This is a genomic window from Exiguobacterium sp. SH0S1 (genome assembly GCF_004337165.1).
Classification (GTDB): Bacteria; Bacillota; Bacilli; order Exiguobacteriales; family Exiguobacteriaceae; genus Exiguobacterium; species Exiguobacterium aurantiacum_A.
Genome location: NZ_SJVC01000001.1, coordinates 341,710 through 367,925, shown reverse-complemented (window position 1 = coordinate 367,925; position 26,216 = coordinate 341,710). Strand labels below are relative to the sequence as shown.

Sequence of the window (26,216 nt, the reverse complement as noted above, 5' to 3'; positions counted from 1 at the left end):
TCTTCATTGTGAATCTTTTGCTTGGGCGTATGTCACCGTATCGGTCCGAACGACTTCACCCTCGACTTCAATCGTCGCGGTACCGACTTCGTCCGGAGCAATGACGAGCGTATAGGAATACGTCGTCGTTTCTGTGATCATATCACGCAACACTTCGATCTCACCACGGGCATCGACGGTACGAATGACGACTTCGACCGGCTCCGCCTCTTCACCCTCTGCCGGCGGTTCGATTTCGACGTCCACTTCCCGCTCGATCGAGATGTCGGTCGGCTCGACTCCTTGTGAGACGATGACCGTCAGTTCCGTTCCCGGATCGACCGCCGTCCCTGACGTCGGCAGTTGACGAATGATTTGATTCGCTGGGATACTCGTCGAATACTCATCGCGTTTCACGATTTTCAAGTTGTTTTGCTCGGCATAAGTTGACGCCTCTTCGAACGTATAGCCCGTCAAATTAGCAAGCTCGATTTTATTGCTGCCGGTCGAGACGACGAGCGTGACCGTCTCTTCCGACGCGATGACTTCTTCACCTGGCGTGATCGATTGCGAAATCACATCTCCGCTGTCGACCGTTTCGGACGCTTCGGATTGGATTTCAATATCTGTGAAATCAAGATCTTTCAACGTTCGTTCCGCTGCTGTTTGAGACAACCCTTCGACGTCAGGCATCTCGACCGTCTCTTTCCCAGCAGACACGACGATGGTGACGACCGTTCCACGCTTCGGCTTCCGTCCAGGTTGCGGGTTTTGCGAAATCACGTCGCCTTCAGACACGTTGTCACTCACTCGGTCCGTCGTCTCAACGACGAATCCGGATGCTTCCAGTTCAGTCGTCGCATCACCGACGCTCATACCGACGACATCAGGCACGACGGCACGTGACATTTCATCTGCAACCACATACGCGGCAACCCCGCCACCAATCAATAGAAGCACGAGCACTAGCCAGAGCCACCACTTCTTTTTCTTTTGTTTCTTCGGCGTCGCTGATTCCGGCTCGACTGCAGCTGCCGGCTGCTTGACGACTTCTTTCGGTTCTTCCGGGACGACAGGCGCCATGACGAGCGTCTGATCAAACTCGTCTTGTTCTGTCGGCATCCGTTTCGGTTCGTCCGCGCGGTCTGGGCTGAGCGACGTCAAGCAGTCTTTTTTAAAAGCAGCGACCGAGGCATGTCGTGCCCCCGGCGATTTGGCGAGCGCCTGCATAATACAGTTCTCAAGCGCTTGCGGAATTTTAGGGTTCAAGTCGAGCGGTCGGATCGGATCATCTTGCAAATGTTGCAACGCGACCGCGACCGGCGTCTCACCGATGAACGGGACTCGTCCTGTCACAAGTTCGTACAGCACCGCACCGAGCGAATAAATGTCTGACTTCTCATCGGCAAACTTGCCACGCGCTTGTTCCGGAGAGAAGTAGTGGACCGACCCGAGGACTGACATCGTATGGGTCAGCGTCGCGTTCGACATGGCCACGGCAATCCCGAAATCGGTCACTTTGACGTTCCCGTTTTGGTCGATCATCATGTTTTGCGGTTTGATATCCCGATGAATGATGCGATGGGCATGGGCATGATCGATCGCATCACAGATCTGTCCCATGATCCGTAACGCTTCCTCGATTGATATGTACTCTTCCTGTAAATATTGTTTGAGCGTCATACCATCGACATGTTCCATGACGATGTAATAAATGTCTTGTTCATCTCCGACGTCATAAATGGCGACGATGTTTGGATGGTTCAGACTGGTTGCCGCATGGGCTTCTCGTTCGAACCGGCGTATAAATTGTTCGTTATGCGAGAATTCAGATCGTAACACCTTAATGGCGACGGTTCGGTTTAAAATCTCATCGTGAGCCCGGTAGACATTTGCCATGCCGCCGCTACCGATTTGTTGTTCGATCCGATAACGATCGTTGATTCGTTCTCCACTTCGCATCGGATTCATCCTCTCTTTCTATCTGTAAATTGGACGAGCGCCACAGTGATGTTATCGCTCCCACCCAATCGGTTGGCTTGATCGATCAACATGTCCGCCTTAGCATCCGCAGAGATGGGACGAGTTAAGGCGTGTTTGATGGCTTCATCTGTCAGGTGAGTCGTCAAGCCATCCGTACAGATTAAAATCGTGTCGAACTCGGGGTCGGCAAACACTTGCAGATCAGGTTCGACGTGCTCTTTTGAGCCGATCGCACGGGTGATAATATTTCGTTTCGGGTGGATCCGCATTTCTTCTTCCGTCAATTCCCCAAGTTGTTTTAGCACGTTGACGTAAGAATGGTCTTCCGTCAATTGTTGGAGTGTTCCGCCACGAAGGGCGTAGACGCGGCTATCGCCGATGTGCACGATGACAATCGTTTCGTCATGCCAACAGACGCCAGCGATGGTCGTCCCCATCATGACGAGATTAGACTGCTTCGCGAATTCAAGCACTTGCTCATTTGCCAGCTCCACGTTATCACGGAACCACGTCTCCATCGCTAACGGTGTGGCCGGAAGCGTCGGAAAGGCGCGACGAAACTGCTCGATGACGAGCCCGCTCGCGACCTCTCCTGCCTCATGCCCCCCCATGCCGTCGGCGACGAGGGCGATCCCGGCATGCTCGTCCCCTAAAATCAAGACGGCATCCTCGTTTTGAGCCCTCACCTGCCCACGGTCGGTTCGGTATGCTAATTCCATCTTCCTGATTACCTCGTTTCTTGTTCGCGCTCCTTCGCTCGAAGCTGCCCACAAGCCGCATCGATATCCGAACCTTGTTCGCGACGAATCGTCACGTTCACTTTTCGATCTTTGAGCACTTTTTCAAAGGCAAAAATTTGATTACGTGGCGTGCGCACATAGTCGCGCTCAAGCACATGGTTGACTGGAATCAAGTTGACGTGGCATTTGACGCCTTTCAACAAGTCGGCAAGCTTGTGTGCATCTTCTTCTGTATCATTGACGCCACCGAACAAACCGTATTCAAACGTGATACGACGTCCACTCTTCTCCGTGTAATAGTTGACGGCTTCCATCAACTTGTCCAAGTTGTAGGCACGGTTGATCGGCATGAGACGTGTCCGAACTTCCGTCGACGCCGCATGAAGTGAAATCGCAAAGTTAATGCGCATCCCTTCGTCGGCGAACTTGTAGATTTTCGGCACGATCCCGCTCGTTGAGACGGTGATGTGGCGTGAACCGATGTTCAAACCGTCATCGTGATTGACCGTGCGCAAGAAACGCATCAATTCGTCATAGTTGTCAAACGGTTCGCCGATTCCCATGACGACGATCGAGTCGACACGTTCACCGCTCACGTCGAGCGCCCGTTGAACATCTAATACTTGAGCCGTGATTTCTCCGGCTTCAAGGTTACGTTTCAACCCGCCGAGCGTCGATGCACAGAACGTACAGCCGATGCGGCAGCCGACTTGTGTCGTGACACAGACCGAGTTGCCGTATTCGTGGCGCATGAGTACCGTCTCGATCGAGTAACCGTCTTGGAGCTCGAACAAGAACTTGATTGTTCCGTCTTGTGATTCCTGGCGGACGAGTTCTTTTAACGTCGTCAACTGGAACGAAGCATCGAGTTTTTCACGAAGCGGTTTCGACAAGTTCGTCATATCATCGAATGACGTCACCCGTTTGACATACATCCAGTCATATAACTGTTTCGCGCGGAACGCCTTTTCTCCTGCATCGATGAGCCATTGTTCGAGTTCAGGGTATGTGAGCGAATATAAAGACGGCTTGGCGCCGACTAATGGGGTTTTTTCAACTGCTTTTGGATTCATGTTTATACCTCTTTCTTAAATGCGGCGATGTAGAAGCCGTCAGTTCCGAACGTCGTCGGAAGTAGTTTGAGTTCGGCGCGGTCCGATGACACCATCGGGCGTAACACTTCAGGAAGACGATCTCGGAGTGTTTCATCCCACGTCAATCCGTTCGACAATATATAGTCGGCCTGCCGTTCATTTTCAGACGGGTCGATTGTACATGTCGAGTACACTAGCGTACCACCTTGCTTCAGTAGTGGCAAGACAGCGTCAATAATTTCACGTTGGATGATCGGCAGTCCAGAAAGGGATTCTTTGTCCTTCGTCCATTTAATATCTGGCTTGCGGCGAATGACACCTAGACCCGAGCACGGGACATCGAGCAAGATGCGGTCAAAGCTCTCAAGTTCGAACTCATCTCCGGCGTCTCTTGCATCGAGGGCTAGTGCGGTCACTCCATCGATTTGCAATCGCTTCACTTGTCGTTCGATCAGTTTTGCCTTATGAGGGTGAAGGTCGAGCGCCACGAGCGTCCCGCCGTCCATCCGTTCGGCGGTGTGCATCGCTTTGCCGCCTGGCGCGGCACACGCGTCGAGCACGCGTTCGGTCTTCTCGGCACTGAGCGCGTCGGCGACGATCATCGAGCTCTCGTCTTGAATCGACAAAAGTCCTGCGTCGATAAACGGCGTCGTATGAACGTTTCCGGACTCGATGACGAGACCGTCTGACGATAGCTCAGAACGTGACGCTTGTACGCCTGACTCGGCGAGGCGTTCGATCATCTCCTCGACCGTGATTTGTTTGCGGTTGACGCGAACTGTCACCGGGGCCGGCTCGTTGTTCAACTTGCACATCGCCTCGGTCGCCTCAATCCCGTACGTGTTGATCCAATCCGCGACGAGCCAGTCGGGATGACTGTGCTCGATCGCGATCCGTTCGGCGTCAGGAAGCCCACTCAAATCTGGGAACCCGTCACGGGTGACGTTGCGCAACACGCCGTTGACGAACTTGCCGATGCCGGAGTGCCCACGTTTTTTGGCGATCTCGACCGCCTCGTGTAAGACGGCCCGGTCCGGCACTTTGTCTAAATAGAACAGTTGATACACGCTCATCCGCAGGAGCGGTAAGACGAAACTGTCCAGTTTTTTCGGGTTTTGGACACGCTTCTCCAATATATAATCAAGCGTCCGCTTCCGCCCGAGCGTTCCGTAGACGAGCTCTGTGTAAAGTCCCACGTCTTTTGAAGCTAGCTTTTTTTGGTTTAATAAATCGTTGACCGCGATCGTCGAATAGGCTCCGCCTTGTTCGATTTTGATCAGCGTATCAAGCGCTGCTTGTCTTACGTTCATGTCACCCTCCTAATTGGTCGCCCACTTGCAGCTTTTGTCCGGCACCGCGCATGAACGTGGCACCGTCCATCCGTTTTTTTCCGGCCGGCTGTAACTCTGTCACTTTGATGGCGACGTCATTTCCAGTCGCGACCACAAACCCATCCTCTTCAAGCCGGACGATTGTGCCCGCCTCACCGCTCCCGCTCGTCTTCTCGCTCGCGAACACTTTCACCCGCTCGCCTGCGATCAATGTATACGCCGTCGGGAACGGGTTCATGCCACGAATGTGGTTGAAGATCGATGCACCCGGCTGCGACCAGTCCAGCTGTTCGCGGTCCCGGCTAATGTTCGGTGCGAACGTGACGTCACGTTCGTCTTGCGGTACCGCTTCGATCCAGCCTTCTAAAAAGGCTGGCAACGTCTTGATCAACAGATCAGACCCTGCGACGGCAAGTTTGTCGAACAGCGTACCGACCGTGTCTGTCTCTTCGATCGGGACGATCGTGTTCGCGATCATGTCACCTGCATCCAATTTATCGACCATGTACATGATCGTGACGCCCGTTTCTGTCTCTCCGTCCAAAATCGCTTGATGGATCGGTGCGCCCCCCCGGTATTTTGGAAGGAGCGAGGCGTGCACGTTGATCGCGCCATATGTCGGCGCCTCTAACAGTTCACTCGGCACGATTTGCCCGTAAGCCGCCGTCACAATCAAATCCGGTTCAAGCGCCAAAATATCCTCGTAATCGGTGCGGACTTTGATCGGCTGCAATACCGGGATGTTATGACGGAGCGCACACTCTTTGACCGGTGTCGGTTTGAGCTCGCGCTTGCGACCGACCGGTTTGTCCGGCTGCGAGACAACACCTACGACATTGTATCCTTCTTCGAGCAAGCGCTCAAGTACGGATACGGCAAACGCCGGTGTGCCCATGAAGACGATGCGCTTGTCGGTTCCTGGCTTAGGAACGGCGAGTTTATCGGTGAACAGGACGCCGTCTAAATGGTCGATCTCGTGTTGGATGGCACGCGCGAAGAAGCCGCTTGCCTTCACTTCTTGAAAGCGCCCTTTCATGTCTTGCGTCTTGACGACGATCGACTCATGTCGTTCGACGAATCCGAACTCACCCGGGATGCTCAAGCAACCTTCTAATCCGACGGCTTTGCCTGCGGTCGAAATGATCTCTGGATTGATCAATACGAGCGGACCTGTTTCGTCGTCAGTATGGACGACGGCAAGGCGCTGGTTCAAATTGACTTGCGGCGCGGCCACACCGACGCCATCATACTCATACATCGTGTCAAACAGCCGGTCGACCGTCTGGCGCAACTTCTTGTCAAACTTTGTCACCGGGTCACAGTTGACCCGCAAAATCTCATTTGGAATTTCGACTACTTTATACATTTCGTTCCACCTCACATGAAGACGTATGGATTTACATCTATACTCAATTGATATTCTTTTTTGCTGATTGCTTTCGCCCGCGCTTGTTGCAGCATGGCGAGAACGGGATATAACGCTTCCGGTTGTTTCGTCTTGATAAACAGCTGGTAGCGATACAAGTTTTTAAGTTTCGATAACGGTGCCGGCATCGGTCCGTTCAGCCGGGACTGCTCGACGTGCGCTGCCGCGAAATCGGCGGCGAACAGGTCGGCCTCGGCTTGCGCGACGAGCGGATTTTCAGCCGCGAACGTGACGAGCGTCACGTACCAGTAAGGCGGATGGTTGCCGACTTGTCTGAGTTTCATCTCGCGCTCGAAAAACGACTCATAATCATGCCCACTCGCCGTCTCGATGACATAATGGTCCGGATTGTACGTCTGGACGTACGCCTCACCCGGTAAACTTCCACGTCCGGCTCGTCCGGCGACTTGGGTGACGAGTTGGAACGTGCGTTCGGTCGCCCGAAAGTCGGGCATGCCGAGCGTCGCATCGGCCGCGAGCACGCCGACGAGCGTGACGTTCGGAAAATCGAGCCCTTTGGCAATCATCTGGGTACCGAGCAGGATGTCGGCCTCGCCGTCCTCAAACCGTTTCAACAGCTGTTCGTGCGACCCTTTACGCGACGTCGTATCCTGGTCCATGCGGATGATCCGTGCTTCCGGGATTCGGTTCAACAGCTCGGTCTCGATCTTTTGCGTGCCGGTGCCGAACTGTTTGATTTTTTTACTGTCGCACGTCGGGCATTTCGGCGGCATTCCGATCTCATAGCCACAATAGTGGCATTTGAGCCGGTCGCCGTGCTGATGATACGTCAAGTTGACGGCGCAATGCGGGCAGGTCAGCCCTTCCCCACAATCACGGCACATGACGAACGTCGTGAACCCGCGGCGATTGAGCAAGATGACACATTGTTCTTTTTTCGCAATCCGGTCATTGATGGCCAGAAATAAATCTTCCGAGAACATCGTCGTGTTCCCTTTCGCGAGTTCGCGACGCATATCGACAATATGGACGGGCGGCATCTTGCCACCGTAGCGTTCACTCAAATGCAAATAGCGATAGACGCCTTTTTGGGCGCGGGCGAATGACTCGAGCGACGGTGTCGCGCTTCCGAGCACGACCGGACAGCCGTGATAACGGGCGCGCCAAATTGCGACGTCGCGCGCATGATAGCGCGGGTTCTCTTCTTGTTTATACGTCGTCTCATGCTCTTCGTCTAGGATGAGCAGGCCGATGTGTTCGAGCGGAGCAAAGATGGCCGATCGGGCACCGACGACGACGTCGACTTCTCGTCGCTTGATTTTCCGCCACTCATCGTACTTCTCGCCTTGCGACAAGGCGCTATGGAGTACGGCGACGCGGTCGCCAAAACGACGTTTGAACCGTTTGACCATCATCGGTGTCAAGCTGATCTCTGGGACGAGCAAGACGGCTTGCTTCCCGTCATCGACGACTTGGCCGATCGACTCGAGATACACTTCGGTCTTTCCGCTTCCGGTCACGCCGTGGAGCAACAACGTCTCACCGGCTTCGGCCTCGCGAATCGCGCGCACCGCTTCCGTTTGACTGTCATTCAGTTGGACATCATCGATCACTTGTTCGATTGAAGCGTACGGGTCTCGATTCAATTCCACTTCGGTCACTTTGACGGCACCGAGCGTCTCGAGCTTTTGCAGCTGGGGCCGCGTCAATCCGATTTGACGGAGCGACGACCAGTACATACGAGGCACGTCTTCAAGTAGACGGACCGCCTCGAGCTGTTTTTTGGCACGCGCCGGGACGACGCTCGCATCCTTCAACTCGATCAACAAGTCGGTTTTGACCGTTCGTTTCTCTTTTAGCACCGGTGAAAGCGACAAGTCCCCTTTTTTGGCCATGGCCAAAATCAACGACTGGACTTCTTTTGGGTACTCGGACAAGTGTGTGCCGGCCCGAACACCCTCAGGAAGTGACTCCCCTTTGATCGCTTTATCGTAACTGACTTTCAGCGCCGCCGGCAACATGGCGAGCAGTGCCGATGAGCGGAAGCAAAGCGTCGTCTGTTTCACGTGCGTCGACAGTTCGAGCAACTCTTCGGTCAAAGACGACTCTTCGTCAAGAAGTGCTTCGAGCGGTTTTAACCCTTCACGTGTTCCGTCCGATACCCCTGTCACGATGCCGAGTAACCGTCTCGATCCGAACGGTACCGATACGCGCATACCTGGCTCAATCAACGACTCGAACTGGACCGGGACCTCATAGTCAAACGGTCGGTCGATCGTGATGACCGGAGCATCGACGTGGACGTGGGCAATCATCGTAAACCTTCCTTAAAGTAGGCGAGTAACTCGTGGGCGAGACGTTGTTTGCTCTGCCGTGGCAGACGGACAGATGAGCCATCCGCTCGGAATAAGACGACTTCGTTGTCGTCAGACCGGAAACCGATGTCTCGCTTCGACACGTCATTCGCGACCAAGAAGTCGACGTTTTTACGCTCGAGTTTAGCCCGGGCATGGTCTTCAAGCTGCTCTGTCTCGGCAGCGAATCCGACGAGGAGCTGATGCGTCTTCTTCGTTCCGAGCTCTTTTAAAATATCGGTCGTCTCCTCGAGCTCGATCGTCAACGGGCCGTGGACTTTTTTATGTTTTTCGGTGTGGACCGTCTTCGGACGATAGTCAGCGACCGCCGCCGACTTGATGACGATGTCTTGCGTCGCAAATCGCTCGAGCACGGTCTCGAGCATCTGTTGTCCCGACTCGACCGCGATCGCGGTCACCCCGTCTGGGATCGGGACTTGGAGCGGGCCGTGGACGAGTGTCACATTCGCGCCCATATCTCGCGCCGCCTCAGCAAGGGCGACTCCCATCTTCCCGGATGAATCGTTGGATAAAAACCGGACCGGGTCGATACGTTCGACCGTCGGACCAGCCGTGATCAAGACGTGCTTTTCAAGCAAGTGTTTCGGGACGAACTGGCTCGCGATGATGCGGACGAGATCTTCCGGTTCGGGCAGACGTCCGCCGCCAATCCAGCCGCAGGCCAGATTGCCGACACCCGGCTCGATGATTTGATAGCCGTATGATTTGAGCGTCTCGATATTTCGGCGGGTCGCCGGATGTTCGAGCATATTGACGTTCATCGCCGGAGAAACGATGACGGGACATTTCGCTGCTAAGATCGAGGTCGTGATGAAGTCGTCGGCGATTCCGTTAGCAAGTTTAGCGATGATATTCGCCGTCGCCGGGGCGACGACGATTAAATCACTCGTATCAACGACATCGATGTGGGCGATCTTCGTCGGGTCGTGCTCTTCGAACACGTCCGAATAGATCGGATTGCGACTGAGTGCTTGAAACGTCGCCTTTCCGACGAACTGCTCAGCTGATGCTGTCATCGCCACGCGGACGTTCGCGCCTGCTTGAACGAGTTTTGACGTGAGTGCGCACGCCTTATATGCAGCGATACCGCCGCTCACACAAAGCAAGATGTTCCGGTCGTTCACCATTCACATTTCTCCCCTTTATAGACAATGAGACCCAAGTCGTATCCGACTTGGGTCACACTTCATCCGTTGTTCTTTTCGTTCACGATGATTGTCGTGTCACCCGAGAATATTTCTTCTAGCGCTTGACCGACCGGTTTATACGATTTTGGCGCAGCGATTTTTGGTGCTTTTCCGTCTTGGATCTGACGGGCACGCTTGGCGGCCACCGTCACGATTGTGTATTTCGACGGGATGATACGTTGTAAGGCATCAATCGAAGGGTATAACATTAAATGACCTCCATCATAGCTTTTTTATAGAGAGACGCGACACGTTCACGTTTACAATGCTCGGCCGTCACGATCGCTTTGATTCGGTCGATCGCTTTATCGACTTCGTCGTTTGTGACGACGTAATCGTAAGCATCCATCAACTCGATTTCTTCACGGGCGACGAGCAAGCGTTGCTTGATGACTTCTTCCGATTCAGTGCCTCGACCGACTAAACGGTTTCGAAGTTCTTGCAGGCTCGGCGGTGCGAGGAATAAAAAGACGGCTTCTGGGAAGCGTTCCTTTACTTGGAAAGCTCCTTGGACTTCAATCTCTAAAATGACGTCCTTGCCACTTTCAAGCGTCTCGCGCACCCATTCGACCGGTGTCCCATAATAGTTGCCGACGAATTCTGCATGCTCAAGCAGTTGATCGTGTTCAATCATGTCTTCAAATTGCTCTCTCGTCTTAAAGAAGTAATGCACTCCCTCAACTTCGCCTTCACGTGGTTTTCGAGTCGTTGCCGACACCGAATACTGAAGGTTGTTGTCCGCCTCTTCACGGAGCACTCGGCAAACAGTACCTTTGCCGACACCGCTTGGACCAGACAAGACGATTAATAATCCTCGTTCTTTAAAATTCAATGCAAGCCCTCCATCTTCTAACATCACATTACATTATAATAGCAGTCCTTTAATTGTTACGGCAAGAAGAAGTTCGGATTTCCTACTTCATCGTACCATATTTTCTGTGAATCTGATAACGTAGAGACAGAAAAAGGACAAAGGTGATGAGACTAATGGCATATGATGGATTAATGACATATCGTGTCGTAAAAGAACTACAACCGCTCGTTGGCGGTCGAATCAATAAAGTGCATCAACCGTATGCGCTCGACTTGATGATTCAAGTCAGATCGAACCGACAAAGCGTCTCGTTGCTCGTTTCAGCGAACGCGATGTATGCGCGACTTCAATTGACGGACACCCCGATCAAGAACCCGCAAGAGCCTCCGATGTTTTGTATGATGCTGCGGAAGCATATCGAGGGCGGCTTTATCACAGCGATCGAACAAGTCGGCCGCGACCGCGTCATCGTCTTCTCGGTCAGATCGCGTAACGAGCTCGGTGATGAAGAAAACAAACGCGTCTATGTCGAACTGATGGGACGTCACTCGAACGTCGTCTTGACGAACGAGGACGGCAAGATTTTAGACGCGATCAAACACCTTCCCCCGTCTCAAAACACGTATCGGACGATCATGCCAGGCAGCGAGTACATCTTGCCGCCGGCGCAACAAAAGTCCGATCCGTTGACGGAACGGGAAGCGGGATTGAAACGAATCGATTGGAACGCAGGTATGCTCGACAAGCAGCTCGTCGCTCACTTTTCCGGGATGAGCCCGCAGATCGCCCAAGAGATTATGTATCGGGCCAAGACGCCGAACCGTACGAACTTAGAGGCGGCGTTTGACAGCGTGATGGCGGATCTTGACGGCGCTTATGTATTCCAACAGCTCGCCTCCGGGAAGGAACGGTTCAGTCCGATCGCGCTCACGTCAGGCGATATCGTTTCTGAAGAACGCTACGACTCGAGCCAGGAAGTGCTCGACCGCTTTTACTATGAGAAGGCGAACCGTGACCGGGTCAAGCAGCAAGCCCATGACGTCGAGCGTCTGCTCAAGTCAGAGCTCGAGCGCAACCAATTAAAACGGAAACGCCTGCTCGAGGATATGAAAGCGACGGAACGATCGGACGAGCTCCAAAAATACGGTGAGCTGTTGACGACGTATTTGTTCCAACTCGAGAAAGGGATGAAAGTCGCCCACGTCGTCGACTATTATGATGAGGACGGCGCCATGATCGATATCCCGCTCGATCCGCTCAAAACACCGAACGAGAATGCGCAACGTTACTATAAGAAATACAACAAACTAAAAGTTGCCAAAATCGAGGTTCAAAAGCAAATTGAACTGAACGAGACCGAAATCAGCTATTTAGAGACGCTCGTTGCCCAACTCGACGTCGCCGCGCCGCGCGATATCGTCGAGATTCGCGAAGAGCTGGCCGAAGGCGGATACATCCGACAAAAACGTCAGAAGAAGAAACAAACGGCCAAAGTCGCGCTCGAAGGCTACACATCTTCGACCGGTGTCGAGTTTTACGTCGGCAAAAACAATACGCAAAACGACTACTTGACGTTCAAGTTCGCGCGTCGCGACGAAGTTTGGCTTCACGTGAAAGATATCCCCGGTTCACACGTCATCATCCGGTCAACCGAACCGGACGAGACGACGCTCCTCGAAGCAGCGACCGTCGCCGCCTACTTCTCGAAGGCACGTGCCTCGAGCGGGGTTCCGGTCGACTATACGAAAGCCCGTTACGTGAAAAAACCGAGCGGCGCCAAGCCGGGATTCGTCATCTACACCGATCAGCAGACGGTATACGTGACTCCGGACGAGCAGCTCGTCAAATCGCTTAAACAATGAACGAAGGCCACGTCATGCGACGTGGCCTTTGTTTATTTCGGATTATGTTTGAACGCCTCGAGCTGTTCATGATAGTCGAGCAGATGTCCGTGTAAAATTTCAGAAACAGATAAGTCTTCATGCTTCAATTGGAAGAGCGAGTACGGTTTGTCACACGTGTAGAGAATGTCGTGATGGTGGGCGAGCAGGAATAAAAACTCGGACTCGAACGCGTGGCGTTCGTCCTCGGTCATCATGAGTAACGCTTCCCGGTGCTCAGCGAGACTCTCGAGCAGCAAGACCAATTTATCCTCTAAATGAATCAATAACCGATATTGCTTGATCGTCAAATGCTTCAACTTAACCTTCGTCACTTGCATATCCTCTTGCAACATCATATGGAGCTCTTGATGGCCGAGGATACGGGCGCGCGTCTCGAGCAGTTCTGCCGGGGAGCCGATCAGTTCGCGCCAATGATGGAACATATACGCCGACGTCTTCCGAATCTCGCCAAGCAGACGCTCTTCATAACGCGGTGGCATGAACGCATAGTTGACGCCGAGCGAGACGAACACACCGACCGCCGTCAATAGCGAACGCGTCCACGCGTAGTGGAAAAAGTCGGTCGTCGGGTTTTCAAGCATGAGCACAATCGCGAACGCCGCATACGTCGACATGTGCGTCTTATCGAACGTCGTGTTGAGCGTGAGCGCGACGATGACGGCAAGACCGATCGAAATCGGGTTCACCCCGAACGCATAGACGATCAACAAGCCGCACATGAGGCCGACGATCGTGCCGAATATACGGCTAAAGACGATTTTCGACGACCGTTTGACGGTCGGTTGCATCGCGACGACGGCGGCGATGGCACCCATCCCCGAATAAATGCCGAAGACGTACCATGACAAGGCAATCGTGATGGCGACGGCGATCCCGGTCTTAAACGTTCGCAGTCCGACTTTAGGAATGTAGCGTTTGTTGATCATTTCAGTTCGACCTTCCCTGTCTCAGAGATCAGTTCCACGTTCGGACGATTCGAGTTCGAAAGATGGTACACACCGTTGCTGATTTCTTTAAAGCGCTCAGCCGCCGCGATGTTTCCTGTTGTCGTGACCGTCACTTGTCCGGTCGCGTTTCGCGGCTCATACATGAGCGCCCCGGCCTCTGTCTGGACGGTCAGCGCTTGGTTGACGACGACGTCACGGATTGTCGCGTCACGATACGACCGGATGTCACCCGTGACGACACGAACCGTCTCAAACGTGGCATCGCTTCTCGTCTCGACTCGAAGCCGGTCGCTTTCAAGTTTCTTCAGATTGACCGCATTGGCATCGAGAACGATGGTTTTCGCGACCAGGCCTTGTCCGGTCACTTGCTCAGCCGTCACTTCGATCGATGTCATCGAACTTGGCAACGCGACCCGGATTTTATAACGGGACGGCTCCGCGCTTGCCCGACTCCCGAACTGGCTCATCGGTCCATACCGTTCGACGACGGAAATCGTGTCCCCGACCGACTTCACTTTAATGCGACGTTCTTTCGAATTCGTCTGCAGTACTTCGATCTGAACTTTTTCATTCGTGCTCCGGATAAATTCAACATTCCCATGCGCCGTCTCAAGCCGAAGCTTTTTCATCTGATAACGGTCCTCATACTTGTCCCCTAGCGCCAACATGTGGCTGAATACGAATAAATTCACGAAAAATAATAAAGGTAACACCGTGAGGACGAGACCGAATGCGATTTTGCGATGTTTAGGGATGTTTTGAAACCGTGCTTTCAATGACTGTCCTTTAATTCTAGAATACGCCATAGTTCTCTCCTTTTTCGACTGCTTTCCCTATTCTAACACGTTCAGTATCACATGTTGCCAAATGAAAAAGAATCCGCCCGGAGGTGGATTCTTCAGCGTGTCACTTGTTTGCTCCAAACGGTTGGGCTTTCTTGCCAAGCTGTGAGCGAGATTGCTTCGTTCTCAGAAATCACGTCTTGGTTCCGAGCAACTTCAATCAGTTCAGCGAACGTCGTCAGTGACGAGGCGGTCAAGTTCGCATCGGTCAAATTCACGCTCAAGCTGTCTAGGCCGTATGAGAAAACGGCTTGAATCAGAACGACTTCGCCTCCGGCCGCTCGAATCGCCTGAGCCGCTTCAATGCTCGATTTTCCAGTCGAGAGCAGGTCTTCGATGACGACGACGCGCGCTCCTTTGTCGAATCGCCCTTCAATCTGGTTGCCTTTCCCATGCCCTTTCGCACTCGACCGGACGTAGACGAGCGGTAGACCGAGTCGGTCGGCTAAGAGCGTCGCATGGGGAATCCCTGCCGTCGCCGTTCCCGCAATGACGTCGGCGTCGAGTGGACGGACGGCGTCGACAAGTGCATCGATAATCTGTGAACGCACTTCTGGATAACTGAGCGTCAGTCGGTTATCACAATAAATCGGGCTTCTTAACCCGCTCGACCATGTGTACGGTTCATTCGGTGATAAAGTGACGGCTTCAATCGATAATAATGCCTCAGCGATTTGTCTCATACGTTTGGCTCCATTCCTTCATAAAGTATTCGTAAGCTGCGTTCGGGTCGGCTGCCCGGGTGATCGGGCGCCCGACGACGATAGCTGACACACCGGCGTCAAAAGCGGCTTGCGGTGTCGCGACCCGGACTTGATCGTCTGTCGTTTCGTTGATTCGGATGCCGGGCGTCACCGTCAAAAACTGTGAACCGAGCGCTTGTCGAATCGCGCGGGCTTCGTGAACGGACGCGACGACCCCGTCGAGTCCTGCTCGTTTGGCAAGTCCCGCTTGGCGCAAGACGGCCTGCTCGAGACTTCCGCCAATTCCGAGTTGTTCTGACAGCATCCGCTCGTCGGTCGATGTCAGTTGGGTCACCCCGATCAATGTGGTCGTGTCGTTCACATCACGCAACCCATCCAATGCGTAGCGCATCATCGTCTCACCGCCGAGCGTATGAACGTTCGTCATTTCGACGCCGAGCCGGCCGATTTGGCGGAGCGTCCGCCTTGCCGTCTCCGGGATGTCATGAACTTTGACGTCTAGAAAGACAGGATAGCCGCTCGCGACGAGTTCTTCGACGAACCGTCCACCTTCACGGTAGAACAGTTCCATGCCGACTTTGACGGCGGGACGTTGGTCAATTTTTTTTAAGAGTGAAAACGCTTCGTCACGTGTTTCGACATCAAGCGCGAGATACAACCTGTTCATACGCCTTCCCCCTAACGTCTAAAATATGATCGATGCCGAGTTCATCGAGCCGGCCTGGCAACGCCTCGATGATTTCCTGGCATACGTATGGGTTTTCAAAATTGGCAGTCCCGACCGCGACCGCCGATGCACCCGCATAGATAAATTCGAGCACGTCGTCGACCGTCCGCACACCGCCCATGCCGATAATCGGGATATTGACCGCTTGGGCGACTTCGTACACCATCCGGATGGCGACCGGCTTGATGGCCGGACCGGATAATCCGCCGATTCGGTTCGCTAAGATCGGTTGACCGGTCGCAATGTCAATCCTCATGCCGACGAGCGTATTGATCATCGTGATGCCGTCGGCGCCGGCCGCTTCGACCGCACGTGCCATCTCCGTGATTGACGTGACGTTCGGGGATAGTTTGACGTATACCGGTTTCGTCGACGCCGCCTTGACGAGGCGCGTCAGTTCGGTCGCCATCAAAGGATCGGTCCCGAACTGCATGCCGCCACACTTCACGTTCGGGCACGAGATGTTCAGCTCGAGTGCTTTCACGCACGGGTCGGCGCTCATTTTCCGCGCGACGTGGATGTATTCTTCTGGGGTCGAACCCGCCACGTTGGCAATAATTTCAGTGTCAAACTTGGCGAGGAATGCCAACTTGTCTTCAACAATCGCGTCGACACCCGGATTTTGTAATCCAATCGCATTCAACATTCCTTGCGCCGTCTCGGCGACACGCGGTGTCTCGTTCCCGAACCGCGCCTCCCCGGTCGCCGCTTTGATCATGATGCCCCCGAGGATCGACAAGTCGTACAGCTTGGCGAACTCTTCGCCGAATCCAAAACAACCGGACGCCGGCATGATCGGATTTTTTAACGATAAGCCGGGTAGTTCGATGTGTAATCTCATAACGTCACCTCTTCTGCCCGAAATACCGGTCCGTCACTGCACACTTTCACGTAACCGTCCGGCGCTTTGCACACACAGGCGAAGCACGCCCCGATGCCGCAACCCATCCGGTTCTCGATCGAGATGTAGCGTTCATTAATATGCGACGCGGCGACCGCTTTTAACATCGGTTCCGGACCACAGCTGAACAAGACGTCGGCGTCGATTCTAGCGAGCGGCCCGGTCACGAACCCCGCCTCTCCATACGTTCCGTCGACCGTCGTGATGATCGTCTCGCCGAGTTCGCGGAACTCGTCTTCATAAAATACACTCGCTTCTGAATCAAACCCGAGAATCGCCACCGTTTCAATTCCGCGCGCGGCGAGCATCCGTCGCGTGTAATAGAGTGGCGGCACCCCGATCCCCCCGCCGACTAGAACGACGCGCTTGCCGTCTTTTGCGAGCGGGAACCCGTTACCGAGCGGACCGAGGACGTCAAGTTCGTCCCCGGCTCGTCTCGTCGCGAGCTCGGCCGTCCCGGTCCCGACCACTTTGTACAGAAACGTGACGACGTCTGCTTCGACGTTTGCGACAGACAGCGGCCGGCGCAACAGTTCGGACGTCTTCACATGGAAAAACGTCCCCGGTGCGATTGTTGCATCACCGATTCGCACTTTCATTTCCATTGTCGCTTTCGCGATCTCCCGGTTCGATAAGATGGTCGCCCGTTGTCTCATACAGTCACCCCGAATTCGGTGAACGCCGGCAGGCTCGTTGTCTGGAACGATAGGCTCTCGATGACTTGCAAGAGCGCCTTCACCGTGTCGAGCGACGTCAAGCAGAGCACACCTTGCTCGGCCGCGGCCCGGCGGATAATGAATCCGTCTTTTGTCGCTAAGGCGTCGCGTGTCGTCGTATTCAAGACGATGTCGACATCGCCCCGCTCGATGACGCTCAGCATCGTCTCACCCGCTTCATGGATCTTCCCGACTTGTCGGACCGGCAACTCGGCTGCCGTAAGTGCCGTCGCCGTGCCTGACGTCGCCATCAGGCGGAAGCCGAGCCGGTTGAAGCGACGGGCGATGTCGAGCGCTTCGTCTTTGTCTTGATCGGCGACCGTCAACAAGACGTTTCCTTTCAAGGCGATCGTCATCCCGGCAGCGACGAGTCCTTTATAGAGCGCTTTTTCAAGCGTTCGGTCCGTCGCCATGACTTCCCCCGTCGATTTCATCTCTGGCCCGAGTGACGGGTCGACTTCTTTTAGTTTCGCAAAACTGAACACCGGCACTTTGACCGAGATGGCGTCAGATTCTGGGTGCAAGCCCGTTCCGAGGCCGAGCTGTTTCAACGTCGTCCCGAGAATCGTCTGCGTCGCGATGCGTGCGACCGGCAGTCCCGTCACTTTCGAGATGAACGGCACCGTCCGGCTCGCCCGTGGGTTGACTTCGATGACGTACAAGTCGTCCGCATAGACGAACTGAATGTTGAGCAACCCTTTGATGCGGAACGCTTTGGCGAGTTTGATCGTGTAATCGACGACTTTTTGTTTTAACGCCTCGCTCAGCCGTTGCGGCGGATAGACGGCGATCGAATCGCCAGAGTGGACCCCGGCCCGTTCGATATGTTCCATGATGCCCGGGATGTAGACGTCCGTCCCGTCGCAGATGGCGTCGACTTCGATTTCGATCCCGGTCAAGTAGCGGTCGATGAGGACGGGACGATCTTTCGAGGCGACGACGGCGTGGCGCATATACCGCTCGAGCTCCGAACGCTCATAGACGATCTCCATCGCCCGGCCGCCGAGGACGTACGATGGGCGGACGAGTACGGGATAGCCGAGCATGTCGGCACAAGCGACCGCTTCCTCGACCGTGACCGCGGTCTTGCCCGGTGGTTGGGCGAGCCGTTCTTTCGTGAGCGTCGCCTCGAACGCTTTCCGGTTTTCGGCCCGGTCGATGTCTTCAAGTGACGTCCCGAGAATTTGGACGCCGTTCGCTTCGAGCGAGGCCGCCAAATTGATTGCCGTCTGCCCGCCGAACTGGACGATGACCCCGAGCGGTCGTTCATTGCGAACGACTTCTAATACGTCTTCTGTCGTGAGCGGTTCAAAGTAGAGACGGTCTGAGATCGAGAAGTCGGTCGATACCGTCTCCGGGTTGTTGTTGACGATGATCGCCTCATATCCGGCGTCACGGATCGTTTGGATCGAATGGACGGTCGCGTAGTCGAACTCGACGCCTTGACCGATCCGGATCGGGCCTGAACCGAGTACGAGGATGGACGGTTTATCCGTTTTCACCGCTTCGTTCTCGACTTCGTACGTCCCGTAAAAGTACGGCGTCTCCGAGGCGAATTCGGCGGCACACGTGTCGACCATCTTATACACCGGCCGAACGTTCCACTCATCGCGTAACGACGCGATCGTCTCGACGGCTTGGTCCGTGATGCGGGCGATCATGCGATCACTGAACCCACGTTGCTTCACATCGCGCAACCGTTCCTCTGTCAACGGCTCGTCGCGCAACGCTTCTTCCTCACGCCAAATCCGATCGAGTTTTGATAAGAAGAACCGGTCGATTTTCGTCAAGCCGTGAAGCTGTTCTGTCGAGTAGCCGCGGCGAAGCGCCTCGTACAGCATCCACAACCGTTCGTCGGTCGGTGTCGTCAGTTCTCGTTCCAGTTGTTCAGCCGTCAATTCGGAAAGGCGTGGTACGTACAAGTCTTCAGTACCGAGTTCGAGCGAACGGACGGCTTTCAAGAGCGCTTCTTCTAAATTTCGACCGATGGCCATGACTTCGCCCGTCGCTTTCATTTGTGTGCCGAGACGACGGTCCGCGGTCTCGAACTTGTCGAACGGGAAGCGCGGGATTTTAGCGACGACGTAGTCGAGCGCCGGCTCGAACGAGGCGTAACTCGTCTCCGTCACCGGATTTTTTAGTTCCGACAACTTGTAGCCGACCGCGACTTTCGCGGCGAGCTTGGCGATCGGGTATCCCGTCGCTTTTGAGGCGAGAGCCGAACTCCGCGAGACGCGTGGGTTGACCTCGATCACGTAGTACGTGAAGCTGTCCGGGTCGAGCGCGAACTGGATGTTACATCCGCCTTCGATGCCGAGCGCCCGGATGATGTCGAGCGAGACGCTGCGGAGCATTTGATAATCACGGTCAGACAACGTCTGGGTCGGGGCGAACACGATCGAGTCACCGGTATGGACACCGACCGGATCGAAGTTTTCCATGGCACAGACGATGATGGCCTGGTCGCTCGAGTCGCGCATCACTTCATATTCGACTTCTTTCATGCCGGCAATCGACTCTTCAAGCAGCACTTGCGTCACCGGACTCGCCTTGAGTCCCGATTCGACGATCTGCTCGAACTGTTCCCGGTCGTGGGCGATTCCCCCACCGGTCCCGCCGAGCGTATAAGCCGGACGAATGATGATCGGATAGCCGATCCGGTCAGCGAAGCTCCAGGCGGCGTCGAGTGAATGGACGATATCGCTGTCTGGGACGCCGTGACCGAGCTTGTACATGAGATCGCGGAACTGTTCCCGGTCTTCTGCCTGCTCGATCGCCGACAGTTTCGTTCCGAGCAGTTCGACGCCGCAGTCGCGGAGCACGCCGCGCTTATCGAGCTCGACCGCCAAGTTCAGTCCGGTCTGCCCTCCGAGTGTCGCGAGAAGCGCGTCCGGACGTTCTTGACGGATGATCCGCTCCACGAACTCCGGTTCGAGTGGTTCGATATAGACGCGGTCCGCCGTCGATGGGTCAGTCATGATCGTCGCCGGGTTCGAGTTGACGAGGATGACTTCGTAGCCCTCTTCCTTTAAGGCAAGACACGCCTGGGTACCAGCATAGTCAAATTCTGCCGCTTGTCCGATGACGATCGGGCCGGATCCGATCACAAGGATTTTCTGAATATCTGGTCGTTTTGGCATGTCACATTCCTACTTTCTGTCTGTTTTCGTTGACGAGTGTCATAAAGCGGTCGAATAAGTCGTTGGCGTCATATGGTCCTGGCGCCGCTTCCGGATGATATTGCACCGAGAACGTCGGATGATGTAAATGTTTGATGCCTTCGATCGTCCCATCGTTGACGGCGCGATGCGTCACGATGAGCGGCGTCTCAAGGAGCGACGTCTCGTCGACGGCGTAGCCGTGGTTTTGTGACGTGATCGTCACAGCACCGGTCTCAAGCTCGAGGACAGGATGATTGGCACCACGATGCCCGAACGGAAGCTTGAACGTGTTGGCACCGCTCGCGAGCGCAATCAACTGATGGCCGAGACAGATCCCGAACATCGGGAGTTTTGGCATGAGTGCTTCGATCAGCGGGAGCGCCGTCGGTACGTCTTTCGGGTCGCCTGGTCCGTTCGAGAGCATGACCCCGTCCGGCTCATAGCGCATCACTTCTTCAGCCGTCACGTCGTGCGGCAAGACGACGACTTCACAGTCGCGCTTCAACAATTCGCGCATGATCCCGAGTTTGGCCCCGAAATCGATGAGGGCGATCCGGCGGCCGCTCCCGGTGCTGACGTAAGCCCGTTTTGTCGAGACACGTGCCACTTGATCGGTCGGGAAGCTCGCTTCAAAGCGCATCGAAACGTCTGCCCACGTCGACTCACCGTCGATCAACACGCCGCGCATGACGCCGCGTGAACGAAGGTGACGCGTCAACATGCGCGTATCGACACCTTCTAGACCTGGTATTCCGAAGCGTTCGAGCGTCTCCGGCAACGTCGCCGTCGAGCGGAAGTTCGACGGCAGATCACACGCTTCTTTGACGATGAGCGCTTTTGCCATCGGGACGGTCGTCTCAAAGTCTTCACGGTTGACGCCATAATTCCCGATGAGTGGATTCGTCAACACGATGAGCTGGTCACAATAAGACGGGTCCGATAAAATCTCTTGGTAGCCGGTCATTCCCGTTTGAAAGACGACTTCCCCGATCGTCTCGGCGTTCGCGCCGAACGCCTTGCCTACAAATGCTGTCCCGTCTTCAAGCCATAATGTTCGTTTCATCGAATCTCCCCTTATATACGATTTCTCCGGCCACGATCGTCACGACCGGCCAACCTGTGAGTCTTTTCCCAGCGAACGGTGTGTTCTTCCCTTTTGACGCGAACGTCCCCGGGTCGACCGGACGCACCGTCTCCGTATCGATCAGCGCGAGGTCCGCCGCCCGGCCGTCTTCAATCACGCCGTAAGGCAGACCGAACACCTCGCTCGGTCGTCTCGTCATCCAGTCGATGAGCGCCGCCTCTTCCATTTGTCCCGTCTTGACGAACGTCGTGTAAAGGAGCGGGAACGCCGTCTCGAATCCGGTGATGCCGAACGGGGCGCGCTCCATCCCTTGTGCTTTCTCTTCAGCCGTGTGCGGGGCGTGATCGGTCGCAATCAAATCGATCGTCCCGTCGAACAGCCCTTCTAAGAGCGCCGCGCGGTCGTCTTGGCTCCGCAGCGGCGGATTCATCTTGAAGTTCGGATCTAACCCCGGGATGTCGCCTTCCGATAAGACGAGGTGGTGCGGTGTCACTTCCGCCGTGACGTGGATTCCGGCCCGTTTGGCGTCACGGATGACACGGACCGATTGACGTGACGACACGTGACAGACGTGATAGTGGCAGCCCGTCTCTTCGGCAATCAACACGTCACGGGCGATATGGATGCTCTCGGCGAGACTCGGGATGCCTTGGATGCCGTGCGTCTCACTAAACTTCCCTTCATGGACCGAACCGGCCTTGAGCGTATTGTCTTCGCAATGGGCCACGACCGCTTTCCCAAGCCGTTTCGCTTCCCTCATCGCTTGACGCATCATCGCCGCCGACTGCACGCCGACCCCGTCGTCTGTGAACGCGAACGCGTCCGCAAGTGACGGCATATCGACTTGTTCGACACCGAGCTGCCGTTTCGTGATCGCCGCATACGGGAGCACGCGGACGCTGGCGTCCCGCTCGATCCGAGCGAGCAAGTCATCGAGCGTCGCCCGTTCGTCCGGGACCGGCCGTGTGTTCGGCATCGCGCAAATCGTCGTGAACCCTCCGGCCGCAGCCGCAGCCGTCCCGGTCTTGATCGTCTCTTTCGCCTCGCCACCCGGCTCGCGCAAATGGACGTGGACGTCGACGAGACCTGGGATCAACAGCTTCCCGTTTGCGTCAATCACTTCGTGTCCTTCGGTCGTCCCGTCGTAATCGACCGAACGGATCGTACCGCCTTCGATCAACAGATTGCTCGTCCGTTTCGTCTTCCCGTCATACCACGTTGCGTGTTGAATAATCATTGTTGTCCCCCTAATGCTCGATTTAAGATGGCCATCCGTGCGTAAACACCGTTCGTCATCTGTGGAAAGATGCGCGATGACGGATGTTCGATCAAACTGCCGGCGATCTCGACGTCCCGGTTGACCGGGGCCGGATGCATGATGATGGCGCCTTGTTTCATCCGCTCGACCCGCTCGACCGTCAAGCCGTAGCGCGCATGATAGTCTTCTTTAGAAAAGATGTCACCCATAATGTGGCGCTCGTGCTGAACGCGGAGCAACATGACGACGTCGCAGTCCGGTAAGATGTCATCAAGGTCGCGGTGCGAAAGCCCCATCGAACCATCCCACCACGATTCCGGGCTACAACCGACGACGTTCGCCCCGAGCCGTTTCAACACGCCTGCGTTCGAGCGGGCGACCCGGCTATGGACGAGATCGCCGCAGATAGCGATATTCAAGCCTTCGAACGTCTTGAACTCTTCATAAATCGTGACGAGGTCGAGCAGCGACTGTGACGGGTGTTCCCCGCTCCCGTCCCCGCCGTTTAAGACTGGGATCGTCAGCTTCTCGACGAGCTCATGGTAGTATCCCGCTTCAGGATGGCGGATGACGAGCGCGTCGACCCCGATCGCTTCAAGCGTCTTGCACGTGTCGTATAACGTCTCGCCTTTCGTCACCGATGACGTCGCCACGTCGAACGGGATCTCTTGGATGTTCAAGTGCCGCTCGGCCATTTGAAACGAGTTTTTCGTCCGCGTCGAATTTTCGAAGAACAAGTTCGCGACCGTCTTCCCGTCAAACAGCGGCGGCATGTCCCCTTGTTTGTAGCGGAGCGACTCTTCGATCATCCCCATGATCTCTTCGAGGGTGAGCGTATCTAAGCTGACAAAATGGTTCGGTTGTTGTTTGATCAAATTCATGTTCGTCTCCTCCTTTTGTTTGAAGGCAAAGAGAAAAGGCGTCTCTTCACCTACGTGAAGGGACGCCTTCATTTGGGTAGACTGCACCCAAATAAACGAGCCTTCACTTTGCCGACCTCACGGGATCGAATTAAAAGTTACTTGCCTGTTTCGTTTCTTCAGTTGTATCGACCGAAGCCGGTTCGACTTCTTCTTTCGGCAACACCGCGTTCAAAAGAATACCGACGACCGTCGCGAGCGCCATCCCTTGGACCGGGAAGCTGCCGAGTTGGACCATCGCCCCGCCGAGGCCGACGACGAGAATGACCGAGGCGATGATGAGGTTGCGTTTCTCGGCGAGGTCGACGTTGCTCTCGACCATCGTCCGCAGTCCGTTCGAGGCGATGACACCGAACAAGAGGATTGAGATACCGCCTTTGACCGGATTCGGGATTGTCGAGATGAACGCCTCGACGTGACCGAGGAAGCCGAAGCTGATGGCCATGAGCGCTGCTCCCGCGATGACGTAGACGCTGTACACTCTCGTGATCGCCATGACCCCGTTGTTTTCACCGTACGTCGTACACGGCGGTCCACCGAGCGCTGAGGCGACGGCTTTGCCGACGCCGTCGCCGAGGAGCGTCCGGTGCAGGCCTGGATCTTTCATCGTCTCGCGTCCGATGATTTTCGACGTGACCATTTGGTCGCCGATGTGCTCCGTCATCGTGACGAGAGCGACCGGGACGATGGCGAGGAGTGCCCCGACTTGCCACATCGGCATGTAGTCGACGAACACCATCGTGAAGTCAGGCAGTTGGAACAGGCTCGCTTGACCGATGGCCGAGTAGTCGATGATGCCGAACATGGCGGCGATGGCGTATCCGCCGACGATGCCGAACAAGATCGGAACCGCGCCCCATACTCCTTTTAACTTTGTCATCGCGAGGATCGTGATGCCGAGCGTGAGCAGGGCGACCGTGATGAACGTGCCGTTATACGCTCCGTCGCGGTTCATCGACATGTCGATGGCGACCGGTGCGAGCGATAAGCCGATGACCATGATGACCGGACCGACGACGACCGGCGGCAACAGTCGTAACAACCAACCGACGCCCGTCTTAAAGATGATGAGCGACACGACACCGTAGACCGAACCGGCGATAATACCGCCGAACAGTGCGGCTTCGACGCCCCATTGCTGGCTGACCGCGATGATCGGTGCGATGTAGGCAAAACTTGACCCGAGATACGTCGGGACTTTGAATTGGGTGATGACTAGGAATGAGAGCGTGGCCACACCGGAAGCGACGAGGGCGACGGACGTGTTCAGTCCGGTCAAAATCGGGACTAAGATCGTCGCTCCGAACATGGCGAAGACGTGTTGCAAGCTGAAGAGCAGCCATTGCGGCAAGTGAGCGGGACGCTCGTGGATGTTGAGGATGGGGGTTTTCATAAATAGTTCTCCTTCCTGGCCTCTCTGGACCACCTTAAAGGTTTTGGATTTATTGCTGTTGGATGTACACTTCGTCTGTCGTGTCGACTTCACTGAGTCGGACCACGACTTGTTCTGTTTTCGATGTCGGGACGTTTTTCCCGACAAAGTCCGGGCGAATCGGCAACTCGCGGTGCCCCCGGTCGATCAAGACGGCGAGTTGGATGTAATCGGGCCGACCGTGGTCGACGAGTGCGTCCATGGCGGCTCGGACCGTCCGTCCCGTGTACAAGACGTCATCGACGAGGACGACCGTCTTGCCATTGATATCGTGCGGGAGTTCGGTTGCTTTCACTTCTGGGTCGAGCGACTTCTTCGATAGGTCGTCCCGGTAGAGCGTGATGTCTAAGTTACCGAGCGCGATCGGTTTTCCTTCGATTTCTTCGATGCGATGGGCGAGTCGGTCGCCGAGCGTCTCACCGCGCGTTTTGATCCCGACGAGGACGACGTTGTCCGTTCCTTTGTTGCGTTCAATGATCTCATGGGCGATTCGCGTCAAGGCGCGTCGGATCGCGGCTTCGTCTAGTATGGTCGAGCGTTTCATATGATTCCTCCTCTCGTAATCTATAAAAAAAGAAGACTTCCTCATCCGGCTGGAAAGGAAGTCTTCACGAAGGCAAACGAGTGCCGTATATGATAGACGATTGTGGCCGCGGCCACGATCCTTTCACAGCCTCTCTGGACTGGGTTTAAAGGTGTTATGCTTTCTAGACTATAAATCTGAATCGGT

Annotated in this window: 22 protein-coding genes and 1 pseudogene; 1 reads left to right on the top strand and 22 read right to left on the bottom strand. The window is 55.2% G+C overall.

Annotated features, from left to right (window positions below; translation table 11 throughout):
- Positions 1 to 3: 3 nt before the first annotated feature.
- The 10 genes and pseudogenes from pknB to gmk all read right to left on the bottom strand — a co-directional run bounded on the left by pknB (position 4) and on the right by gmk (position 10,932).
- On the bottom strand, positions 4 to 1,941 hold the full coding sequence (gene pknB, locus EVJ20_RS01810; RefSeq protein ID WP_131506919.1) for a Stk1 family PASTA domain-containing Ser/Thr kinase: 1,938 nt from the start codon (positions 1,939 to 1,941) through the stop codon (positions 4 to 6).
- Between the two features lie 5 nt (positions 1,942 to 1,946).
- Positions 1,947 to 2,681, bottom strand: coding sequence for a Stp1/IreP family PP2C-type Ser/Thr phosphatase (locus EVJ20_RS01805; RefSeq protein WP_070327528.1), 735 nt, complete (start codon positions 2,679 to 2,681; stop codon positions 1,947 to 1,949).
- Positions 2,682 to 2,689: 8 nt separating this feature from the next.
- Positions 2,690 to 3,775 (bottom strand): 23S rRNA (adenine(2503)-C(2))-methyltransferase RlmN, encoded by a 1,086-nt coding sequence (gene rlmN, locus EVJ20_RS01800; RefSeq protein ID WP_070327529.1) that lies wholly within the window; start codon positions 3,773 to 3,775, stop codon positions 2,690 to 2,692.
- Positions 3,776 to 3,777: 2 nt separating this feature from the next.
- A complete protein-coding gene (gene rsmB / locus EVJ20_RS01795) occupies positions 3,778 to 5,106 on the bottom strand; it encodes a 16S rRNA (cytosine(967)-C(5))-methyltransferase RsmB (protein WP_131506916.1) in 1,329 nt (442 codons plus the stop codon).
- 1 nt (position 5,107) lies between these two features.
- Complete coding sequence (gene fmt / locus EVJ20_RS01790) at positions 5,108 to 6,079, bottom strand: methionyl-tRNA formyltransferase (protein ID WP_255417542.1); 972 nt, start codon at positions 6,077 to 6,079, stop codon at positions 5,108 to 5,110.
- A pseudogene (gene def / locus EVJ20_RS15270) lies at positions 6,065 to 6,493 on the bottom strand (peptide deformylase); the annotation flags it as partial. The pseudogene def and the gene fmt, both read right to left, overlap by 15 nt.
- An 11-nt stretch (positions 6,494 to 6,504) precedes the next feature.
- Positions 6,505 to 8,829, bottom strand: a complete 2,325-nt coding sequence (priA, locus tag EVJ20_RS01785; protein ID WP_131489846.1) for a primosomal protein N' — start codon at positions 8,827 to 8,829, stop codon at positions 6,505 to 6,507.
- Positions 8,826 to 10,016 (bottom strand): bifunctional phosphopantothenoylcysteine decarboxylase/phosphopantothenate--cysteine ligase CoaBC, encoded by a 1,191-nt coding sequence (gene coaBC / locus EVJ20_RS01780; protein ID WP_131506914.1) that lies wholly within the window; start codon positions 10,014 to 10,016, stop codon positions 8,826 to 8,828. The genes priA and coaBC overlap by 4 nt, the downstream gene beginning before the upstream one ends.
- 59 nt (positions 10,017 to 10,075) lie before the next feature.
- Positions 10,076 to 10,285 carry a DNA-directed RNA polymerase subunit omega gene (rpoZ, locus tag EVJ20_RS01775; protein WP_070327533.1) on the bottom strand — a complete coding sequence of 70 codons (210 nt, stop codon included), beginning with the start codon at positions 10,283 to 10,285 and terminating at the stop codon, positions 10,076 to 10,078.
- The gene (gmk, locus tag EVJ20_RS01770) at positions 10,285 to 10,932 is read right to left on the bottom strand and encodes a guanylate kinase (protein ID WP_070327534.1); all 648 of its coding nucleotides are present in this window, start codon (positions 10,930 to 10,932) and stop codon (positions 10,285 to 10,287) included. Before gmk ends, rpoZ begins: the two co-directional genes overlap by 1 nt.
- Positions 10,933 to 11,063: 131 nt before the next feature.
- Between gmk and EVJ20_RS01765 the strand changes: the two genes are divergently transcribed.
- Positions 11,064 to 12,752, top strand: a complete 1,689-nt coding sequence (locus EVJ20_RS01765) for an Rqc2 family fibronectin-binding protein (protein ID WP_071399573.1) — start codon at positions 11,064 to 11,066, stop codon at positions 12,750 to 12,752.
- 32 nt (positions 12,753 to 12,784) lie between these two features.
- Here EVJ20_RS01765 and EVJ20_RS01760 read toward each other — a convergent pair whose 3' ends face one another.
- The 12 genes from EVJ20_RS01760 to pyrR form a co-directional block, all read right to left on the bottom strand.
- Positions 12,785 to 13,720: an FUSC family protein gene (locus tag EVJ20_RS01760; protein WP_070327536.1), complete on the bottom strand. Its 936-nt coding sequence runs from the start codon at positions 13,718 to 13,720 to the stop codon at positions 12,785 to 12,787.
- Positions 13,717 to 14,547 (bottom strand): DUF4097 family beta strand repeat-containing protein, encoded by an 831-nt coding sequence (locus EVJ20_RS01755; protein ID WP_131489847.1) that lies wholly within the window; start codon positions 14,545 to 14,547, stop codon positions 13,717 to 13,719. Before EVJ20_RS01755 ends, EVJ20_RS01760 begins: the two co-directional genes overlap by 4 nt.
- 92 nt (positions 14,548 to 14,639) lie before the next feature.
- Positions 14,640 to 15,266 carry an orotate phosphoribosyltransferase gene (gene pyrE, locus EVJ20_RS01750; protein WP_131506912.1) on the bottom strand — a complete coding sequence of 209 codons (627 nt, stop codon included), beginning with the start codon at positions 15,264 to 15,266 and terminating at the stop codon, positions 14,640 to 14,642.
- On the bottom strand, positions 15,250 to 15,954 hold the full coding sequence (gene pyrF, locus EVJ20_RS01745) for an orotidine-5'-phosphate decarboxylase (RefSeq protein ID WP_070327539.1): 705 nt from the start codon (positions 15,952 to 15,954) through the stop codon (positions 15,250 to 15,252). The genes pyrE and pyrF overlap by 17 nt, the downstream gene beginning before the upstream one ends.
- Positions 15,929 to 16,855 carry a dihydroorotate dehydrogenase gene (locus tag EVJ20_RS01740; RefSeq protein WP_131506910.1) on the bottom strand — a complete coding sequence of 309 codons (927 nt, stop codon included), beginning with the start codon at positions 16,853 to 16,855 and terminating at the stop codon, positions 15,929 to 15,931. Before EVJ20_RS01740 ends, pyrF begins: the two co-directional genes overlap by 26 nt.
- The gene (locus EVJ20_RS01735; protein WP_131506908.1) at positions 16,852 to 17,571 is read right to left on the bottom strand and encodes a dihydroorotate dehydrogenase electron transfer subunit; all 720 of its coding nucleotides are present in this window, start codon (positions 17,569 to 17,571) and stop codon (positions 16,852 to 16,854) included. Before EVJ20_RS01735 ends, EVJ20_RS01740 begins: the two co-directional genes overlap by 4 nt.
- Positions 17,568 to 20,771 carry a carbamoyl-phosphate synthase large subunit gene (gene carB / locus EVJ20_RS01730; RefSeq protein WP_131506906.1) on the bottom strand — a complete coding sequence of 1,068 codons (3,204 nt, stop codon included), beginning with the start codon at positions 20,769 to 20,771 and terminating at the stop codon, positions 17,568 to 17,570. The genes EVJ20_RS01735 and carB overlap by 4 nt, the downstream gene beginning before the upstream one ends.
- Before the next feature lies 1 nt (position 20,772).
- The gene (locus tag EVJ20_RS01725; RefSeq protein ID WP_071399567.1) at positions 20,773 to 21,855 is read right to left on the bottom strand and encodes a carbamoyl phosphate synthase small subunit; all 1,083 of its coding nucleotides are present in this window, start codon (positions 21,853 to 21,855) and stop codon (positions 20,773 to 20,775) included.
- A complete protein-coding gene (locus EVJ20_RS01720) occupies positions 21,833 to 23,113 on the bottom strand; it encodes a dihydroorotase (protein WP_131506904.1) in 1,281 nt (426 codons plus the stop codon). Before EVJ20_RS01720 ends, EVJ20_RS01725 begins: the two co-directional genes overlap by 23 nt.
- On the bottom strand, positions 23,110 to 24,015 hold the full coding sequence (locus EVJ20_RS01715) for an aspartate carbamoyltransferase catalytic subunit (RefSeq protein WP_131506902.1): 906 nt from the start codon (positions 24,013 to 24,015) through the stop codon (positions 23,110 to 23,112). Before EVJ20_RS01715 ends, EVJ20_RS01720 begins: the two co-directional genes overlap by 4 nt.
- A gap of 130 nt (positions 24,016 to 24,145) precedes the next feature.
- A complete protein-coding gene (locus EVJ20_RS01710; protein WP_131506900.1) occupies positions 24,146 to 25,447 on the bottom strand; it encodes a uracil-xanthine permease family protein in 1,302 nt (433 codons plus the stop codon).
- 49 nt (positions 25,448 to 25,496) lie between these two features.
- The gene (pyrR, locus tag EVJ20_RS01705) at positions 25,497 to 26,030 is read right to left on the bottom strand and encodes a bifunctional pyr operon transcriptional regulator/uracil phosphoribosyltransferase PyrR (protein WP_070327547.1); all 534 of its coding nucleotides are present in this window, start codon (positions 26,028 to 26,030) and stop codon (positions 25,497 to 25,499) included.
- Between the last annotated feature and the right edge of the window lie 186 nt (positions 26,031 to 26,216).

What these genes read in the sequence shown, in the direction of transcription:
- pknB (WP_131506919.1), bottom strand. Translation starts at nt 1,941, where the DNA reads ATGCGAAGTGGAGAACGAATCAACGATCGTTATCGGATCGAACAACAA.
- EVJ20_RS01805 (WP_070327528.1), bottom strand. Translation starts at nt 2,681, where the DNA reads ATGGAATTAGCATACCGAACCGACCGTGGGCAGGTGAGGGCTCAAAAC.
- rlmN (WP_070327529.1), bottom strand. Translation starts at nt 3,775, where the DNA reads ATGAATCCAAAAGCAGTTGAAAAAACCCCATTAGTCGGCGCCAAGCCG.
- rsmB (WP_131506916.1), bottom strand. Translation starts at nt 5,106, where the DNA reads ATGAACGTAAGACAAGCAGCGCTTGATACGCTGATCAAAATCGAACAA.
- priA (WP_131489846.1), bottom strand. Translation starts at nt 8,829, where the DNA reads ATGATTGCCCACGTCCACGTCGATGCTCCGGTCATCACGATCGACCGA.
- coaBC (WP_131506914.1), bottom strand. Translation starts at nt 10,016, where the DNA reads ATGGTGAACGACCGGAACATCTTGCTTTGTGTGAGCGGCGGTATCGCT.
- rpoZ (WP_070327533.1), bottom strand. Translation starts at nt 10,285, where the DNA reads ATGTTATACCCTTCGATTGATGCCTTACAACGTATCATCCCGTCGAAA.
- gmk (WP_070327534.1), bottom strand. Translation starts at nt 10,932, where the DNA reads ATGTTAGAAGATGGAGGGCTTGCATTGAATTTTAAAGAACGAGGATTA.
- EVJ20_RS01765 (WP_071399573.1), top strand. Translation starts at nt 11,064, where the DNA reads ATGGCATATGATGGATTAATGACATATCGTGTCGTAAAAGAACTACAA.
- EVJ20_RS01760 (WP_070327536.1), bottom strand. Translation starts at nt 13,720, where the DNA reads ATGATCAACAAACGCTACATTCCTAAAGTCGGACTGCGAACGTTTAAG.
- EVJ20_RS01755 (WP_131489847.1), bottom strand. Translation starts at nt 14,547, where the DNA reads ATGGCGTATTCTAGAATTAAAGGACAGTCATTGAAAGCACGGTTTCAA.
- pyrE (WP_131506912.1), bottom strand. Translation starts at nt 15,266, where the DNA reads ATGAGACAAATCGCTGAGGCATTATTATCGATTGAAGCCGTCACTTTA.
- pyrF (WP_070327539.1), bottom strand. Translation starts at nt 15,954, where the DNA reads ATGAACAGGTTGTATCTCGCGCTTGATGTCGAAACACGTGACGAAGCG.
- EVJ20_RS01740 (WP_131506910.1), bottom strand. Translation starts at nt 16,855, where the DNA reads ATGAGATTACACATCGAACTACCCGGCTTATCGTTAAAAAATCCGATC.
- EVJ20_RS01735 (WP_131506908.1), bottom strand. Translation starts at nt 17,571, where the DNA reads ATGAGACAACGGGCGACCATCTTATCGAACCGGGAGATCGCGAAAGCG.
- carB (WP_131506906.1), bottom strand. Translation starts at nt 20,771, where the DNA reads ATGCCAAAACGACCAGATATTCAGAAAATCCTTGTGATCGGATCCGGC.
- EVJ20_RS01725 (WP_071399567.1), bottom strand. Translation starts at nt 21,855, where the DNA reads ATGAAACGAACATTATGGCTTGAAGACGGGACAGCATTTGTAGGCAAG.
- EVJ20_RS01720 (WP_131506904.1), bottom strand. Translation starts at nt 23,113, where the DNA reads ATGATTATTCAACACGCAACGTGGTATGACGGGAAGACGAAACGGACG.
- EVJ20_RS01715 (WP_131506902.1), bottom strand. Translation starts at nt 24,015, where the DNA reads ATGAATTTGATCAAACAACAACCGAACCATTTTGTCAGCTTAGATACG.
- EVJ20_RS01710 (WP_131506900.1), bottom strand. Translation starts at nt 25,447, where the DNA reads ATGAAAACCCCCATCCTCAACATCCACGAGCGTCCCGCTCACTTGCCG.
- pyrR (WP_070327547.1), bottom strand. Translation starts at nt 26,030, where the DNA reads ATGAAACGCTCGACCATACTAGACGAAGCCGCGATCCGACGCGCCTTG.